This is a genomic window from Streptomyces sp. MCA2 (assembly GCF_023544705.1).
In the GTDB taxonomy this organism is placed as follows: Bacteria; Actinomycetota; Actinomycetes; order Streptomycetales; family Streptomycetaceae; genus Streptomyces; species Streptomyces decoyicus.
This window is the reverse complement of the sequence record NZ_JAMJFM010000020.1, coordinates 12384-29349: the sequence shown is the minus strand read 5'-3', so window position 1 is coordinate 29349 and position 16966 is coordinate 12384. Positions and strand designations below refer to the sequence as shown.

The window sequence follows — 16966 nt, the reverse complement described above, 5'->3', positions numbered from 1 at the left end:
GGGGAACGCGAAACCCGAGGGGAACGACCCATGGCACAGCAATCGCACACCCCGCACCACCCCGCGCCACCGGTCCATCCGGTGGACGAGAAGCCGGCTGCCAAGCGGCTCGTACCGGCCGCGCTCCAGCACATCGCCGCCATGTACGCCGGTGTCGTCACCCCTCCGCTCATCATCGGCCAGGCGGTCGGCCTGGACCCCGCGGGCCGGACCCGGCTGATCGCCGCCGGTCTGCTCATCGCCGGACTCGCCACACTCCTCCAGACGCTCGGCATCCGTGAACTTGCCGGCAACCGCCTGCCGTTCGTCAACGCGGCCAGCTCCGCCGGCATCACCCCCCTGCTCGCCATCGCCGAGACCACGGCCAAAGGGCATCAACTCCCCGCGATCTACGGGGCGGTGATGGTCGCCGGGGTCTTCTGCCTCGCGGTCGGCCCGTTCTTCGGCAGACTGCTCCGCTTCTTCCCGCCGCTGGTCACCGGTGTCGTCATCACCCTCATCGGGGTCACCCTGATGCCCGTCCCGGTCGGCTGGGCGCAGGGCGGCGACGAACACGCCGCCGACTTCGGCGCCATGAAATACCTGGCGCTGGCCGCCTTCACCCTCGTGGTGATCCTGCTCGTCCAGCGCTTCACTCGGGGCTTCCTCAAGCAGATCGCGCTGCTGATCGGCCTGGTCGTCGGCACCCTCGCCGCGATCCCCTTCGGGATGGCGAGCTTCGACGGGCTGCGCACGGCCCCGGTCGCCGCACTGCCCACCCCGTTCGCCTTCGGCGCCCCCGAGTTCCAGCCCGCCGCGATCCTCTCGCTGTGCCTCGTGATGCTGGTGCTGATGACGGAGTCGTCGGCCGGGATGCTGGCGCTCGGCGAGATCTGCGACCGCCCGACCACCGGCGCCACCCTCACCCGGGGACTGCGCACCGACGGCCTCGCCACCCTGCTCGGCCCCGTCTTCGGCGGCTTCCCGACCAGCGCCTTCGCGCAGAACGTCGGGGTGGTCTCGCTGACCCGGGTCCGCAGCCGGTACGTCGTGGCGCTGGCCGGCGGCACGCTCCTCGTCCTGGGCGCGTTCCCCGTCCTGGGTGCGGTCGTCTCGCTGGTGCCGATGCCGGTCCTCGGCGGCGCCGGGATCGTGTTGTTCGGGTCGATCGCGGTCAGCGGTATCCGTACGCTCTCCGAGGCCGGTCTCGACGACAGCTCCAACATCATCCTGGTGGCCGTGTCGCTGGGCGCCGGCATCATCCCGCTGGCCGCGCCGACCTTCTACGCCGACTTCCCCGCCTGGGCACGGACCGTGCTCGGCTCGGGGATCAGTGCGGGCGCGCTGGTCGCGGTTCTGCTCAACCTGTTCTTCCACCATCTCGGCACCCGGAGCACCCCACGGGCAGCGGTACTGTCAGCCGCCTCGCCCGGCTCCGGCACTCAAATCCCCCAGGGCCATGCCGTGCCCAAAGCCCCGTACCGAAAGTAGGAAGCCTCATGGCTGCATCGGCATCCCCTGACAGCGCGGTGAAGCAGCGCATCGTCATCGAGAACTGTGCCATCGCGACGGTCGACGCCCACGACACCGAGTACGCCACCGGTCATGTGGTGGTCGCCGGCAACATCATCGAGTCGGTGGGCGCCGGCCGGGCCCCCGAGGGCCTGGAGAACGTCGTCCGCCGGGTGGACGGCACCGGACACCTCGTCACCCCCGGACTGGTCAACACCCACCACCACTTCTACCAGTGGATCACCCGCGGGCTGGCCACCGACCACAACCTGTTCAACTGGCTGGTCGCGCTCTACCCGACCTGGGCCCGTATCGACGCCCCGATGCTCGCCGCAGCCACCCAGGGCTCGCTCGGCATGATGGTCAAGGGCGGCGTCACCACCGCTTCCGACCACCACTACGTCTTCCCCCGGGGCTCCGGCGACCTCGTCGGCGCGGAGCTCGCGGCCGCCGCCGAGATCGGGGCCCGGATCACCCTGGCCCGCGGTTCCATGGACCGCAGCGAGAAGGACGGCGGGCTGCCCCCGGACTTCGCCGTCGAGACCACCGAGGGCGCCCTGCTGGCGACCGAGGAGGCCATCGACGCCCACCACGACGCCTCCTTCGGCTCGATGGTGCACATCGCCGCCGCGCCCTGCTCGCCGTTCTCCGTCTCGACCGAACTCATGCGGCAGGGAGCCGAGTTGGCCCGCCGTAAGGGCGTACGGATGCACACCCACGGCTCGGAGACCGTGGAGGAGGAGAAGTTCTGCCACGAGCTGTTCGGCATGGGCCCGACCGACTACTTCGAGTCGACCGGCTGGCTCGGTGACGATGTGTGGATGGCGCACTGCGTCCACATGAACGACTCCGACATCGCCGCCTTCGCCCGCACCGGCACCGGCGTCGCGCACTGCCCGTCCTCCAACGCCCGCCTCGCGGCCGGTATCGCCCGGGTCCCCGACATGCTCGCGGCCGGCGTCCCGGTCGGCCTCGGCGTCGACGGCACCGCCTCCAACGAGTCCGGCGAACTCCACACCGAACTGCGCAACGCGCTGCTGATCAACCGCCTCGGCGCCCACCGGGAGGCCGCGCTCAACGCCCGTAAGGCGCTGCGGCTGGGCACCTACGGTGGCGCGCAGGTCCTCGGCCGGACGTCCGAGATCGGCTCGCTGGAGGCCGGCAAGCTCGCCGACCTGGTGCTGTGGAAGCTGGACGGCCTCGGCCACTCCTCCATCGCCGACCCGGTCACCGCCCTCGTCTTCGGCGCGGCGGCGCCGGTCACCCTCTCCCTCGTCGGCGGCAGGCCGGTCGTCGAGGACAACCACCTCACCCACGTCGACGAGGACGCCATCGCCCGCACCGCGCGGGCCGAGGCACAGCGTCTGGCCCGTATCGCCGCCGAGGGCTGACCCCACGGCGCGGTCACACGGCCGACGCACACCCCTGAACTCGGCCGGGAGGGACGGCTCCCGGCCGGGCTTGTGGATCCGAGCGGGATCCACAAGCGCCGGACCCGGGGGTGCGGGATCTTCTCGCACCCCCGGGCCGGTCGGCTCCCACCCCTGGGCCGGCCGGCCCGCCGCCGTCCGTGCGCGCCACGAGCGCGGACCGTCGCAGCACCGCTCACCAGGCGACTTCTTGCACCAACGCACCACATGGCAAGCCCTCCGTGACAGCCTCGCCTCGCCGGGCCCCGGCGACGCAGAAAACGAAGGAGGCCCGCAGTGGCCGCAATGACCGGGCAGAAGTCTGAGGGGGACCGGAAGCATCCGGTCGACCAGACCCTCCCGCCCTTCAAAATGTTCACCAGCGGCCTCCAGCATGTGGCCGCGATGTACGCGGGCGTGGTGGCCCCTCCGATGATCGTGGGGCCGGCCTGCGGGCTGAGCGCCACCGAGACCGCGTTCCTGATGGGCGCCAGCCTCTTCACGGCGGGCATCGCCACGCTCCTCCAGACGCTCGGGTTCTGGAAGGTCGGCGCGAAGCTGCCGTTCGTCAACGGCGTCTCGTTCGCCGGTGTCACCCCGATGGTCGCCATCGGCAAGGCGCAGAGCCCCGACAACGCGCTGCCGATCATCTTCGGTGCGGTGATCGTCGCCGGTGTGCTGGGGTTCCTGCTCGCCCCCTACTTCTCCAAGCTCGTACGGTTCTTCCCGCCGGTGGTCACCGGCACCGTCATCACCCTGATCGGCGTCTCGCTGCTGCCGGTGGCCTTCAACTGGTCCCAGGGCGGCAACGACCGGGCCCCGGACTACGGTTCGCTGACGAACATCGGGATGGCGGCGCTGACCTTCGTGATCGTGCTGGTGCTGCGCCGGGTGCTGCGCGGCTTCCTCCAGCAGATCGCGATCCTGCTCGGTCTGATCGCCGGCACCCTGATCGCGATACCCGTCGGCATCACCCACTTCTCCGCGATCACCGAGGCCTCCCTGGTGGGCTTCCCGACGCCCTTCCACTTCGGCGCCCCGCAGTTCGACGTCGCCGCGATCGTCTCCATGTGCATCGTGATGCTGGTCTGTATGACCGAGTCGACGGCCGACATGCTCGCCCTGGGCCGGATCGTCGGCCGCCCGGCGGACGAGCGCACCATCGAGGGCGGACTGCGCGCCGACACCCTCGGCACGGCCCTCAGCCCGCTGTTCAACGGCTTCGCCAACAGCGCCTTCGCGCAGAACATCGGCCTGGTCGCGATGACCAAGGTGCGCAGCCGCTACGTCGTGGCGACCAGCGGTCTGATCCTCATCGTGCTGGGTCTGTGTCCGGTGGCCGCCTCGGTCATCTCGCTGGTCCCGCTGCCGGTCCTCGGCGGCGCCGGCATCGTGCTCTTCGGCTCGGTGGCCGCCAGCGGCATCCAGACGCTGGCCTCCGCCGCGATGGAGAAGGGCGACAACGCCCTGATCGTCGCGGCCGCCGTCGGCATCGGGCTGATCCCGATCGCCGCACCGGACTTCTACCACCACCTCCCCAAGGACCTGCTGGTCGTCCTGGACTCCGGTATCAGCACCGGCTGTCTGGTCGCCATCGTCCTCAACCTCGCCTTCAACCACTTCGGCCGGAAGACGGCGGACGGGGACGCGGCGGGGGACACGGTCGCCGCGGGCCCTGTCGATCCGGGGATACCGCCACAGCCCGCCCCCGGCAGCGCGGACGACGCCGGCGAGCCCGCGGTGGCGCCCGCCCACTGACTCGGGGCAGGGCAACGGCCCGTGGAGAGCGGCAACTGCGGCTCTTCTACGGGCCGTTGGGCTGTGCGCGGGCGGCCGCGGGCGGCTGCGGACCCGTACTGCGGCCGGCTGCGGACCTGTGCGGCGGGGCGGGGCGGAGTCAGCCGATGTGGTAGCTGTCCCCGTACACCTTCCAGTCCAGCGGAGTGTGCAGATCGAAGTTGCCGTTCTTCAGGAACACCCGCTGCGCGGTGTCGACCCGGCTGGTGTCGCTGTGCGCCTCCTCCTGCTTCATCGCCCAGACCCGGGCGTCGAGGAAGGCGTTCAGATAGGTCTTCTCGTCGCCACCCCGGGCCGGTGGCTCGGCCTTGGCCAGGGCGCGCTTGCGGATGCCGGAGAAGCTGGTGCTGTCGTCGCCGTCCCCGTGCATCACGATCGCGTCGTAGTAGGCGAACTGGCCGAGCACCCCGATCCCGTCGGCCTTGCCCCGCTCGACCGCGGGGCCGAAGTAGACCCGGTCCCGCTCGTCGTTCTGGGCCTGCTGGAACTCGGGGTCCTGGGCGGCCTTCTTCCAGTCCTCGGTGTAGTCCGGGTCCAGGCCGTCGTGCGAGTCGCTGCCGTCCACCTCGCGCAGCGCGGGGAGGTACGTGGCCAGGACGTTGCCGGGCTTGCGATGGGTGTACAGCTCGACGAGTTCGAGCATGTCGTGCGTGCCGGAGCAGAAGCCGATGATGCCGCCGGTGTAGCCGCGGCCGTCACCGATGTCCTCGATGTACTTGTACTGGGCCTTCCAGTCCAGCGAGGAGTTCTCCGCGCTGGAGACCAGCTGCATGGCGATCTCCTTCTTCGCCGGGTCGTCGAGACCGGTCGCGGCGCGTGCCGGGTGCGGAGCGTGCTGAGCCGTGGCCGGACGGGACGGGGCGGCCGGGCCCGCGGTGGTGGCGACGGCGGTGGCCGGCACGGCGAGCAGGGCGAGGCCCAGGGCGACGCGGGCGGTGGTCCGGGGCAGGGATGTGCCTATCGATCGGGTGCGCATGGAGTCCTCCAGTCGGAGAGGGCCGTGGGGGGGTCCCCAATCGTTAGGAAGCTTTCCTACCAGACTGGCGAGAGGCCGTATACCCGTCAGGCCGCCCCGGTCGGGGCCTTCCTGGCGGGTCGTCGGAGGGGTGCGGGTGCCGGGGCGGGGCCCCTGCGCCCCCGCCGACCTGCAAGGCTCAGCCCAGCAACCCGCCCAGCAGCTCGTGGATGCCCGGACCCGGGTCGAAGTCCTCCACGGGGAAAGCGAGTTGGTGGAAGGCGACGCCGTCCATGTAGTCGAAGAGGATCTCGCAGTGCCGCCGCGGCGTCGGTGAGCCGAAGCGCTGAAGCCACTCCGCGCCCCAGCCGACGACGGTCTCCCGGCCGCGGGTGAGCGCCGGGCGCAGCTCGGGCCGGGCCGAGGACTCCAGGTAGAGCGCGAAGCGGGCGGCGGTCCTGGCCCGCTCGGGGCCGGTCGCGTACCGGAGGAACTGGGTCACGGCATCGGCGAGTTCACCGGCGTCGGCCGGGGCGGCCGCCGCGGCGAAGGCCTCCCAGTCGCGGCGCTCCAGGGTCTGGAGGTGGTCGACGATGCCGTCGATCAGGGCCGCCCGGTTGCGGAAGTAGTTGGAGGTGGTGCCCGACGGCACTCCTGCCGCGGCGTCCACGGCCTGGTAGGTCAGCCGCCGCGCTCCCTCGCCGCCCAGCACCTGGATCCCTGCGTCCAGCACCTGCTCCCGCCGTCGTGTCACCCTGTGCGCCCTTCGTGCCGACCCGGTTCTTACTATGTTTGTAGTGCCGATCCACTATAAACATAGTAGCGTGCGGCCATGACCCGGAAACCACGTACGGCGGCCGTCGTGGGCGGCGGCATCGGCGGGCTCGCCACCGCCCTCTCCCTGCGCAAAAGCGGCTGGTCGGTCGATGTCTTCGAACGCGCCCGCCGGCTCCCCACGTCCGGTACCGCACTCGGTCTGTGGCCGGCCGCACTGGGTGCCCTGGATGCCCTCGGCGTCGGCGCACAGGCGCGCTCCCTGAGCCGCCCGCAGACCTCGGGCGCCTTCCTGCGGCCCGACGGCAGCCGGATCGCCACCCTCGACGTCGCGGGGCTGGAGCGGCGTACGGGCGAGGTGCCCCGGCTCATCTCCCGTCCCGACCTGCTCGCCCTCCTGTACGGCGCGGCAGGGGAGGGGGCGGTCACCTTCGACGCGCGCATCGCGGACCTCCGCACGCTGGACGGCTCGTACGACGTGGTGGTCGCGGCCGACGGGCTCAACAGCGCGTCCCGTACGGCGCTGTTCGGCCCGCGCCACCGGGCCCGGTACGTCGGCGCGTCCTCCTGGCGCGGCACCGTCGACGGGGAGACCGGAAGCATCACCGAGACCTGGGGCGAGGGCCTCCGCTTCGGCATCACGCCCCTCCCGGACGGCCGCACCAACTGGTTCGCCTGTGCCGTCACCCCCGAGGGGCGGCGCAATCCGGGCCGGGAGGCCGCCACGCTGCGCGGGTGGTTCGGCCACTGGCACGCCGGAGTGCGCGAGATCCTCGACCGGCTGACGGAGTCCGAGGTGCTGCGCCTGGACCTCTACTACCTCGATCCGCCCCTGCCCGCCTATGCCAAGGGCCGTACGGTCCTGATCGGCGACGCGGCCCACGCCATGACCCCCGATCTCGGCCGCGGAGCCTGCGAAGCGCTCATCGACGCAGTGGAGTTGACGCGGGCGCTGACGGCCGCGCCGGATGTGCCGACCGCGCTGCGTGCGTACGACCGGGTGCGGCGTCCGGCGACCCAGCGGCTGGTGCGTGCCGCGCGGCTGATGAACCGTATGGCGCACGCCCGGCGGTTGACCGGGCTGCGGAACGCCGCGACGCGGACCGCGCTGGCGCTGGGCGGCCCGCCGGCCTGAGCGCCGTAGCGCATACCGCCTTCAGGCCCATAACGCCCGATATGCTGCATCGGCCCTGAAAGTGAGTCAATGTGTGCGCACCGACGGCGCCACGGAGAGGGGTTTCGCGGTGAACCAGGAAGCCGACAACCCGCACGCCCACCGCGCCCGGAAGGCCGCCGCCGCTCTGGAGACCACCGTCGACGCGCTGATGGACGGGGTGTGCGCCGACCTCAAGCGGCTCGCCGCCGTCCCCTCCATCGCCTTCCCCGGCTTCTCGCCCGAGCCGGTCCTCCAGGCCCGCGATCTGCTCGTCGCCCTGCTCAGGGACGCCGGCGTGGCCGACATCGGGGAGCTCAACCTCCCCGAGACCGCCCCCGTCATCACCGGCAGCCTCCCGCCGCCCACCCCCGACGCACCCACCGTCCTCCTCTACGGCCACTACGACGTCCAGCCGCCCGGCGACGAGCGGCTCTGGGACTCCCCGCCCTTCGAACCCGCCGACATCGAGGGCGGCATCCGTGCCCGCGGTATCGCCGACGACAAGGCCAACCTCATGGTCCACATCGGTGCCCTGCGGGCCTACGGAGGCCGCCCGCCGGTCGGCATCAAAATCGTCTTCGAAGGCCAGGAGGAGTACGGCAGCTCCTTCGACGACTACCCGCCCACCGACCCCGACCTGTTCGCCTGCGACGCGATGATCATCGCCGACACCGGCAACATCCGCCCCGGCACCCCCACCCTCACCACCGCCCTGCGCGGCGCCGCCGAGGTCTTCGTCGAGGTGCGCACCCTCGACGCCGCCGTACACAGCGGGGAGTACGGCGGCGCCGCCCCCGACGCCCTGCTCGTCCTCCTCAAGGCCCTGTCGACCCTGCACGACCTGCACGGCGATGTCGCCGTCGAGGGACTCCGCCGCGAACCGTGGCGCGGCACCGCCCTCACCGACGACGAGTTCCGCGAGCTGGCCGGCATCCCGCACGGCACCCCGCTGCTCGGCACCGGCGGCCTCGGCGAACGGCTGTGGAGCGGCCCCGCCCTCACCGTCATCGGCCTGGACGCCCCGCCCGTCGACCGCGCCGCCTCCGCCGTCGTCCCCTTCGCCCGCGCCAAGCTCAACCTCCGCGTCCACCCTCGGCAGGACCCCCGGGAGGCGCAGGCCGCCCTCGTCCGCCATCTGCAACGGCTGCGGCCCTTCGGCATCCCGCTCACCGTCACCCCCGGCGACGCGGGCCCCGGCTACGAAGCCGCCACCGACGGGCCCGCCTACCGCGCCGCCCGCACCGCACTGCGCCGCGCCTGGGGCACCGACCCCGTCCACTGCGCGACCGGCGGCTCCATCCCCCTGGTCAACGGCCTGGCGAAGGCCGTACCGGACGCGGAGATCCTGCTCTTCGGCGCCGAGGACAACCTCTGCGGTCTGCACGGCCCCAACGAACGGGTGCTGCTGTCCGAACTCCGCGGCGCCCTGCTCGCCGAAACAGCCTTCCTCGCCGAGTACGCCGCCACCTACCGCCCCGACGGCACCCCGTAACGACTCCACCGCCCGCCGGCCCGGCTTCCGCGGCGGCAGGGCTTGACCCTGACCCTGCGTCAAGGTTGGAGCCTTGGCGCATGACGACCAACAGCACTTCCCCGTCCCGGCTCGCGCCGCCGGTCGGAGGGTTCCAGGAGATCGACGGCCGCCGCATATTCGTGCACCGGTCGGGCAGCGGCGGACCGGCCGTGGTGTTCCTGCCGGGCGCAAGCGCGGTGGGCCTGGACTATTTCGGTGTCCAGCAGGAGGTTTCCCCGTTCACCACCGCCGTCGTGTACGACCGCGGCGGCACGGGCTACAGCGATCCCCTCCCGCTGCCGCGCACCGCCGCCGCGGTCGCCACGGAACTGCGCGAGCTGCTGCGCGCCCGGAACATCGCCGCCCCCTACGTTCTGGTGCCGCACTCCCTCGGCGGCTTCTACGCGCACCGGTTCGCGCAGCTCTACCCGCAGGACGTGGCCGGGCTGGTCTGGCTGGACGCCTTCCACCGCGACTGGGACGACTTCATGCCGCCCGCGGCCGCTCTGGCCGCGGTCGAGCAGATGGCACCTGACCGGGCGCAGCTGGAAAAGATGCGCCCGGCCCTGCGCGAGATGAGCGCCGAGTTGCTCGCGGGCTACCCCGAGCACGTGCGGCAGGCGCTGATCGAGGCCAAGGCGAGTGACGAATGGACCGACGTCGGTATCGCCGAGCGCAGCAAGCTGGCCGAACTGGCCACCGAACTGCGGGCCGGGCCCGGCATTCCCGATGTCCCGGTGGTCGCTCTCTCCGTGGTGGGCACCGACCCCGGCCAGCGGGCGCTGACGTCGGAGCGGACCTTGCAAGAGATGCACGACGGCAGGACCCGACTGGACGCGGCCCTGGTGAGCGGGGTCTCGCACGGGGAGCAACGCATCCTCTCCGACACCGTCCACCACCGGCTCTGCTTCGACCGCCCCGACGCCGTGGTCCGCGCGATCCGCGACGTCATCGACCGGGCGGCTCGCGCCTAGACTCGGCACGACCACGTTGGACGTAGACCTGAGGGGGACGGTGCTCACGATCGGGCAGCTCGCGGCAACCGCCGGCGTGACCGTGCGCACCGTCCGCCACTACCACCACGTCGGCCTGTTGCCCGAGCCCGAGCGCGACGCCTCCGGCTACCGCCGCTACCGCGCGCAAGCGGCGGTGGACCTCATCCGGATCAGGACCCTCGCCGATGCCGGAGTGCCACTGGCCCGTATCGACGCGCTGCTGCATGCACAGCCGGCCGAATTCGCCGAGGCCGTCAGCGGCATCGACGCCGCATTGCAGCGCAAGATCGACCAGCTCAACGAAAACCGCCGCAGGATCGCCGAACTGGCCGGCGGCGAACGGCTTGTCCTGCCCCCCGAGGTGGTCGCCATCCTGGACCGGATGCGCCATCTCGGCGTCAGCGAACGCAGGGTACGACTCGAGCGCGACGCGTGGATCCTGATGCAGGCACTGGATCCGCACGTCATGCCGCAGCGGATACGGGAGAAGAACGCCGGCCTCGACGACCCCGAGACGACGCGTCTGTACCTCGCCTGTGATCAGTCGGTCGACTGGGATCCGCACGACCCACGCCTGGACCGGCTCATCGACGACCTGGACGCATGGGAGATCCGACACGAACGGGACAACGACCGCGCCGGGTACCTGAAGCTGGTCTCTTCCCGGATCTCCGAGGCCTCACCGGCATGGCAGCGCATCATCGAGGCGCTCGCCCACCGCGCCGAGCAGCGCCGGCCCGCCGGGCACGACAACTGACAGACGCACGGAACGGAATGGCGAAGGGCCGGTACGTACCGCAGTGCGGCGGTACGTACCGGCCCTTCGGGCTCACGGGGCTGGAGCAGGCGTCAGCGCAGCAGCTCGTACGCGGGCAGGGTCAGGAACTCCGCGTAGTTCTCGTCCAGCGCGACCCGGAGCAGCAGATCGTGGGCCTGCTGCCACTTGCCGGAGGTGAAGGCGTCCTCGCCGACCTCGGCGCGGATGGCGGCCAGTTGCTCCGCGGCGACCGTGCGCACCAGCTCCGCGGTGGCCTTCTCACCATTTTCGAAGACGACCCCGGCGTCGACCCACTGCCAGATCTGGGAGCGGGAGATCTCGGCGGTGGCGGCGTCCTCCATGAGGCCGAAGATGGCGACGGCGCCCAGGCCGCGTAGCCAGGCCTCGATGTAGCGGGTGCCGACCTGGACCGCGTCGATCAGGCCCTGGTAGGTGGGCTTGGCGTCGAGGGTGTCGATGGCGATGAGGTCGGCGGCCGACACCGAGACGTCCTCGCGGAGGCGGTCCTTCTGGTGCGGCTTGTCGCCGAGGACCGCGTCGAAGGAGGCGCGGGCGACCGGGACCAGGTCGGGGTGCGCGACCCAGGAGCCGTCGAAGCCGTCGCCGGCCTCGCGGTCCTTGTCGTTCTTGACCTTGGCCAGGGCCTTCTCGTTGGCCTCGGGGTCGCGGCGGTTGGGGATGAAGGCCGCCATACCGCCGATCGCGTGCGCACCGCGCTGGTGGCAGGTGCGGACCAGGAGTTCGGTGTAGGCGCGCATGAACGGGGCCGTCATCGTCACCGCGTTACGGTCCGGGAGGACGAACTTGGCGCCGCCGTCACGGAAGTTCTTGACGATGGAGAACAGGTAGTCCCAGCGGCCGGCGTTCAGGCCCGAGGCGTGGTCGCGCAGCTCGTAGAGGATCTCCTCCATCTCGTACGCGGCCGTGATCGTCTCGATGAGGACGGTGGCGCGCACGGTGCCCTGGGGGATGCCGACGTAGTCCTGGGCGAAGACGAAGATCTCGTTCCAGAGGCGGGCCTCCAGGTGCGACTCGGTCTTCGGCAGGTAGAAGTACGGGCCCTTGCCGAGGTCCAGCAGGCGCTGGGCGTTGTGGAAGAAGTAGAGCCCGAAGTCGACCAGCGCACCGGGGACCGGCCGGCCCTCGAACTGGAGGTGGCGCTCGTCCAAGTGCCAGCCGCGCGGGCGCATCACGACGGTGGCGAGCTCCTCGGCGTCCTTGAGGGCGTACGACTTGCCGGACGCGGCGTCCGTGAAGTCGATGCGGCGCTCATAGGCGTCGATCAGGTTGAGCTGACCGGAGACGACGTTCTCCCAGGTCGGGGCGGAGGCGTCCTCGAAGTCGGCGAGCCAGACCTTGGCGCCGGAGTTGAGCGCGTTGATGGTCATCTTGCGGTCGGTGGGACCGGTGATCTCCACCCGGCGGTCGTTGAGCGCGGCGGGCGCCTCGGCCACCTTCCAGCTGTCGTCGGCACGGATCTGCGCGGTCTGGGGGAGGAAGTCCAGCGTGCTGGTCCGGGCGATCTCGGCGCGGCGCTCGACGCGGCGGGCCAGCAGCTCGTCACGGCGCGGGGTGAACCGGCGGTGGAGCTCGGCGACGAAGGCGAGGGCGGCGTCGGTGAGGACCTCGTCCTGCCGTTCGGGGGTGTGAGCGGGGTCGACTTCGGCGATGGCCAGCGGGGACGGCGCTGGTGCGGACATGAGTGTCACTCCATTCAGCGGCGGTGCCTGGCGGCCTCCGGGACACCGGGCGGCACGGGGTGCCGCGGGCTCCGGGATACGGTCGCGGGCGCCGTCTGGGTTCAGGGCGCTTCTGACCAGTGGAGACTAGTTTCCTTATCGCGGAACTTCAATGGTTTGTTGATGTCGAGATTCTCAGGGTCGACAGAAGCCGTGATCGAATGGCTCTCGGTGCCATGCCGGTCACTCTCCATTACTCCCCGCCGCGTACGTACTGCCGTACCGGGCCCGGCAGTTGTGAGGGGCGCGCACGTCGCTCCCGGTCCGGGGTCACTCCAGACGGCGGAGGTCTTCCGGCGTGTCGATGTCGTACGGCTCGGCGATGTCGGAGCACTCGACAAGGGTGAGGTCGTCCGCATGCCGGCGGAGATAGGCGCGCGCACCACGGTCGCCCTCCGCGGTGGCGGCGATGTCCGCCCATCGGCCGGCGCCGAAGAGGACCGGGTGGCCGCGGCGGCCGTCGTACGCCGCGGAGGCGAGCGAGGCGCCGCCCTCGTACGCCGCCACCACCCGCGCCACCGCCGCTGCGCCGATGCCCGGCTGGTCCACCAGGGACACCACGACCGCATCCGCCCCCGAATCCGCCAGCGCGGCGAGGCCCACCCGGAGCGAGGAGCCCATACCCTGGGCCCAGTCCGGGTTTTCCGAGATTTCGTACGCCGAGAGGTCGGCCCGCTCCCGTACGGAATCGGCGGCCGCCCCCAGCACGATGTGCACGGGGTGGCAGCCGCCGTCCCGCAGTGCCCGTGCGGCGTGCTCGACCAGTGGCCGTCCCCGGTGGTCGAGCAGTGCCTTGGGCCGTCCCCCCAGACGCCGTCCGCCGCCCGCGGCGAGCAGCAGACCGGCCACCCTCCCCTCGGGCCGCCCGGTGTTCCGCGCCCCTCGGGGGGTGTCGGAGCGGATGCCTGGTGGCTGTTCTTCCGGTTCTTCCGCTGCTCCCGGCTGTCGGGGTGTCGTCGGTGCCATGGGGACTGCTTACCTCATGACGCCTCGCCCCGCGGCCGGTTGGGGCGCGGCCCGCCGGTCAGGCGGCGTCCCCCGAGGCGCGCGGACGGGGAATGCCCGGACGGAACCGGTCACGCAGATGAGGCATGCGTTCCTCCGCGCGCCGGCGCTCGGCGACATAGCGGTCTATGTGCTCCATCGTGATCTCCGACGCATCGGAAAGGCCGTACGCGCGGCAGATGAGTTGCACGACGCTGACGCGACGGTGGTTCGAGCCGGTCTCGGGGCCGGAGTTGGACTCCATGGCGTTCTCCGATCCAGTGATATGCCGGATATTTCCTTGAAAGGGAGAATGCTCCATCGTGCCGCGCCATACGCTTCGGATCGTGTGCGCCCACACCAACGGGTGGCCTGACGAACGGATGTGCTGACGCACCTTCAGGCCGAATTCGGGTACCGCGCAGCAGGGTCATTTCCGGCGTGCCGCGGTGGCCAAAACCCGTCGCGAAACCGGCTCTTCGGACATGCGTGACGTTCGCCCACCTGCGATGTCACGGTGCGGCGCATGGCCGGATATGGTTCTTCCCCGTTGCGGGCCATGCGCCTGCCGTGCGGAAACAGCGGGCTTCTTTTCTGAGTCGGGGGACGTAGTGGTGAACAGTGTGGACGGGTCCGGGATCTTCCGGCCGTTGGAAGGTGACGATCCGCGGGTGATCGCGGGCTACCGCCTCACGGCGAAGCTCGGCTCCGGCGGCATGGGAAAGGTCTACCTCTCCTACACACCCGGTGGGCGCCCCGTCGCCATCAAGGTGATCCGCCCCGAGTTCAGCGAGGACGCGGAGTTCCGCCGCCGCTTCAAGCAGGAGGTGCAGTCCGCGCAGCGCGTCCAGGGCCTGTACACCGCGCCGGTCATCGACAGTGACGCCGAAGGCGCCAGCCCCTGGCTCGCCACCGCGTATGTGCCCGGCCCCTCGCTCGCCGCGGCGGTCGCCGAGCACGGGCGGCTCCCGGTCTCCACCGTGCTGCTGCTGGTGGCCGGGATCGCCGAGGCGCTCCAGGTCATCCATGGCGCGGGCATCGTGCACCGGGACCTGAAGCCGTCCAATGTGCTGCTGGCCGCCGACGGCCCGCGCGTCATCGATTTCGGTATCGCACGCGCCGCCGACGCCACCTCGCTGACCAGCAGCGGCGTCACCGTGGGCACCCCCACCTTCATGGCGCCCGAGCAGGCCGCGGGCAGCACCATCAGTTCCGCCACCGATGTCTTCGCGCTCGGCCAGGTCGCGGCGTACGCGGCCATCGGCACCCCGGCGTTCGGCGAGGGCACCTCGCACGGGGTGCTCTACCGCATCGTCCACGAGGAGCCGGAGCTGAGCGGGCTCCCCGAGGAGCTGCGGGAGTTGGTGACCCGGTGTCTGGCGAAGGACGCGGGGGAGCGGCCGTCCGTCGCCGAAGTGATCGAGCTGTGCGGCGCGGCCTCCGGCCAGACGCAGCTGCGCCGCCCGGAGGAATGGCTGCCCACCGCCGTCGCGGCCGACATCACCACGCGGGCGGCCGCGCCCGCGCCCGCACAGACTCCGCCGCCCCCGCTGGAGGCGCCCACCGCGGGTGCCCCGGCGCAGCCGCCGACCCGGCCCGCCCAGCCGCCGGTTCAGCCGGCCCAGCCGCCCACCAGGCCCGCGGCACCGGCCGCGCCGGTGCCGACCACGCTGGACCACCCGCAGACCCCGCCGCCGGGGTTCGGCCCGGCGGCACATGCGCCGACCGTTGCCGGTCCGGCCGCCGCGCCGTCCGCGCCTATGGGCGTCGTTGCGGGCGCCACCGGGCCTACGGCCACGGGGCCGACGGCCATCGGGCCGACCGCCATGGGTACGGTCCCGCAGCCGCCGAGGAAGAAGCGCAAGGGGCTGATCGCGGCCCTCGTGCTGGTCGGTCTGCTGGCCTTCGCGGGTGCCGGCGGCGGCCTCGTCTATGCCGTCATGAAGGACGACGGCCGGACGAAGCAGGACCAGGCCACCGACGACAACAAGGCGAAGAACAACGGCGCTTCGCCGGCCCCCGCGGGGGACCCGACGGCGACCCCCGGCGGCGACGGTACGAAGTCCCCCGCCGCCCCGGTGCAGGACCCGACCCCGGTCGACTACAAGGGCATCAACCTGCCCGACGAGTACCACCTGTCGCTGTCCGACGAGCCGGTCAACCCGACCAACTCCGACAACGACACGGACATCGACTTCTCGTACCAGGACAGCACCTACTCGGACGACGAGGTCGAGACCGAGACCGGCAAGCTGGTGCTGCTCAACCCCGGTCAGGACGGCTCGCTCGCGACCTGCCGCAGCGAGACCCGGTTCACCGACTCCATCATGACCAAGCGGCTCACCAAGGGCGCCCAGATGTGCCTGACCACCGACTACGGCCATGTCGCCCTGATCACCTTCAAGGGCTACGCACCGAAGTCGGACCCCAGCAGCTACATGACCGTCGACGTGCGGGTGTGGCGCAACGCGGTGGAGCCGAAGCAGGATTCCTGATCCGCGTCAGCGGCCGCCTCACCGGTCGCCGCAATGATGGCGTCCTCGGTGGCCTCCACGGTGACGGCGTCCTCACCGGTCTCCATGGTGACGGCCGCCTCACTGGCCTCCGCAACGACGTTGTCCTCGCTGGCCTCCACGATGACGGCCTCCACACCGGCCTCCACGGCGACTGCGTCCCCACCGGGCTCTACAACGACGGCCTCCACACCGGCCTCCTCCCATCCACCTCCCCACCGCCTCCCCCGCCCCGTCAGGGGTGGGCACCCGCGTCACTACACCCGCCCACCCCCCGAAGGGGGGTGGGCGGCGGGGAAAAAACCAAAGGGGAGAGCGGGGAGAAAGGGGGAGAAGTGTCAGAAGGCAGCCGGCACCAGGCAAAACCCATGAGCCGTCAAGCTTTGGCCACGGCAACCGGATCCACTCGATGATCCGGTTTTTTCGCTCTCCGTGTGGCGCGATCAGCGCAGAGTGGCGTTAACTGTCCCGCATTGCGGAAACGGGCAACGGCCTTGGAGGACGCCGTCGTTGTGGAGCAGCTACAGAGAGACAGACGAGTGACCGGGGTCGAGGGTGACCCACGTGTCCAGGACCTGCGCGGGGCAGTGGCCCGTTTGCGCCGTCAGCTGGCCGTACTTCCAGGGGAATTACCGGACCGGGCGGCCGCCGATGACGAGCTGGCCGCACTGGACGCGATGGTGAGCCATGGGCTGCCGGAAGTGCCCCGGCTGCGCCGTTCGCTCCTGCTGATCGCCGGGGCGGTCGGATCGGTGAGTGCGCTGTCCCCTGCGCTGGCGGAGGTCCGCGCGGGCATCGACCGCTTCGGTGAGCTCCCGCGCGCACGGTGACCACGCACACGGTGACCGCGAGCGCGGAGCCG

15 protein-coding genes are annotated in these 16966 nt (G+C 71.4%); 9 read left to right on the top strand and 6 right to left on the bottom strand.

Going from position 1 to position 16966, the window contains the following annotated elements; translation table 11 throughout:
- Nucleotides 1–30 precede the first annotated feature (30 nt).
- The 3 genes from M8I34_RS18515 to M8I34_RS18505 all read left to right on the top strand — a co-directional run bounded on the left by M8I34_RS18515 (nt 31) and on the right by M8I34_RS18505 (nt 4658).
- Nucleotides 31–1470 carry a nucleobase:cation symporter-2 family protein gene (locus tag M8I34_RS18515; RefSeq protein WP_250050530.1) on the top strand — a complete coding sequence of 480 codons (1440 nt, stop codon included), beginning with the start codon at nt 31–33 and terminating at the stop codon, nt 1468–1470.
- A gap of 8 nt (nt 1471–1478) precedes the next feature.
- Nucleotides 1479–2882, top strand: coding sequence for an 8-oxoguanine deaminase (locus M8I34_RS18510; RefSeq protein ID WP_250050529.1), 1404 nt, complete (start codon nt 1479–1481; stop codon nt 2880–2882).
- 324 nt (nt 2883–3206) lie between these two features.
- Nucleotides 3207–4658 carry a nucleobase:cation symporter-2 family protein gene (locus M8I34_RS18505; protein ID WP_250050605.1) on the top strand — a complete coding sequence of 484 codons (1452 nt, stop codon included), beginning with the start codon at nt 3207–3209 and terminating at the stop codon, nt 4656–4658.
- 139 nt (nt 4659–4797) lie between these two features.
- On the opposite strand, the gene M8I34_RS18500 is transcribed toward M8I34_RS18505, so the two are convergent.
- Nucleotides 4798–5673, bottom strand: coding sequence for a chitosanase (locus tag M8I34_RS18500; protein WP_250050528.1), 876 nt, complete (start codon nt 5671–5673; stop codon nt 4798–4800).
- 178 nt (nt 5674–5851) lie between these two features.
- Entirely contained in the window at nt 5852–6406 is a 555-nt protein-coding gene (locus M8I34_RS18495) for a TetR/AcrR family transcriptional regulator (RefSeq protein ID WP_250050527.1), read from the bottom strand.
- Nucleotides 6407–6484: 78 nt separating this feature from the next.
- Between M8I34_RS18495 and M8I34_RS18490 the strand changes: the two genes are divergently transcribed.
- The 4 genes from M8I34_RS18490 (at nt 6485) to M8I34_RS18475 (ending at nt 10847) form a co-directional block, all read left to right on the top strand.
- Nucleotides 6485–7561, top strand: a complete 1077-nt coding sequence (locus tag M8I34_RS18490) for an FAD-dependent oxidoreductase (RefSeq protein ID WP_250050526.1) — start codon at nt 6485–6487, stop codon at nt 7559–7561.
- A gap of 109 nt (nt 7562–7670) precedes the next feature.
- Nucleotides 7671–9074 carry a M20/M25/M40 family metallo-hydrolase gene (locus tag M8I34_RS18485; RefSeq protein ID WP_308372410.1) on the top strand — a complete coding sequence of 468 codons (1404 nt, stop codon included), beginning with the start codon at nt 7671–7673 and terminating at the stop codon, nt 9072–9074.
- An 80-nt stretch (nt 9075–9154) separates the two neighbouring features.
- The gene (locus M8I34_RS18480) at nt 9155–10069 is read left to right on the top strand and encodes an alpha/beta fold hydrolase (RefSeq protein ID WP_250050525.1); all 915 of its coding nucleotides are present in this window, start codon (nt 9155–9157) and stop codon (nt 10067–10069) included.
- A 40-nt stretch (nt 10070–10109) separates the two neighbouring features.
- The gene (locus M8I34_RS18475) at nt 10110–10847 is read left to right on the top strand and encodes a MerR family transcriptional regulator (RefSeq protein ID WP_250050524.1); all 738 of its coding nucleotides are present in this window, start codon (nt 10110–10112) and stop codon (nt 10845–10847) included.
- Nucleotides 10848–10939: 92 nt separating this feature from the next.
- Here the strand turns inward: M8I34_RS18475 and aceB are convergent, their stop codons facing one another.
- From aceB to M8I34_RS18460, 3 genes are all read right to left on the bottom strand, one after another.
- The gene (aceB, locus tag M8I34_RS18470) at nt 10940–12568 is read right to left on the bottom strand and encodes a malate synthase A (RefSeq protein WP_250050523.1); all 1629 of its coding nucleotides are present in this window, start codon (nt 12566–12568) and stop codon (nt 10940–10942) included.
- A 309-nt stretch (nt 12569–12877) separates the two neighbouring features.
- Nucleotides 12878–13456, bottom strand: a complete 579-nt coding sequence (locus tag M8I34_RS18465; protein WP_250050603.1) for a nucleotidyltransferase family protein — start codon at nt 13454–13456, stop codon at nt 12878–12880.
- Between the two features lie 175 nt (nt 13457–13631).
- Nucleotides 13632–13856 carry a hypothetical protein gene (locus M8I34_RS18460; RefSeq protein WP_250050522.1) on the bottom strand — a complete coding sequence of 75 codons (225 nt, stop codon included), beginning with the start codon at nt 13854–13856 and terminating at the stop codon, nt 13632–13634.
- A gap of 346 nt (nt 13857–14202) precedes the next feature.
- Here M8I34_RS18460 and M8I34_RS18455 point away from each other — a divergent pair, with 346 nt between their 5' ends.
- On the top strand, nt 14203–16086 hold the full coding sequence (locus tag M8I34_RS18455) for a serine/threonine-protein kinase (RefSeq protein WP_250050521.1): 1884 nt from the start codon (nt 14203–14205) through the stop codon (nt 16084–16086).
- On the opposite strand, the gene M8I34_RS18450 is transcribed toward M8I34_RS18455, so the two are convergent.
- Complete coding sequence (locus M8I34_RS18450) at nt 16026–16295, bottom strand: hypothetical protein (RefSeq protein WP_250050520.1); 270 nt, start codon at nt 16293–16295, stop codon at nt 16026–16028. The genes M8I34_RS18455 and M8I34_RS18450 overlap by 61 nt on opposite strands.
- A 348-nt stretch (nt 16296–16643) precedes the next feature.
- Here M8I34_RS18450 and M8I34_RS18445 point away from each other — a divergent pair, with 348 nt between their 5' ends.
- On the top strand, nt 16644–16934 hold the full coding sequence (locus tag M8I34_RS18445) for a DUF5955 family protein (protein WP_030087963.1): 291 nt from the start codon (nt 16644–16646) through the stop codon (nt 16932–16934).
- The last annotated feature ends 32 nt before the right edge of the window (nt 16935–16966 follow it).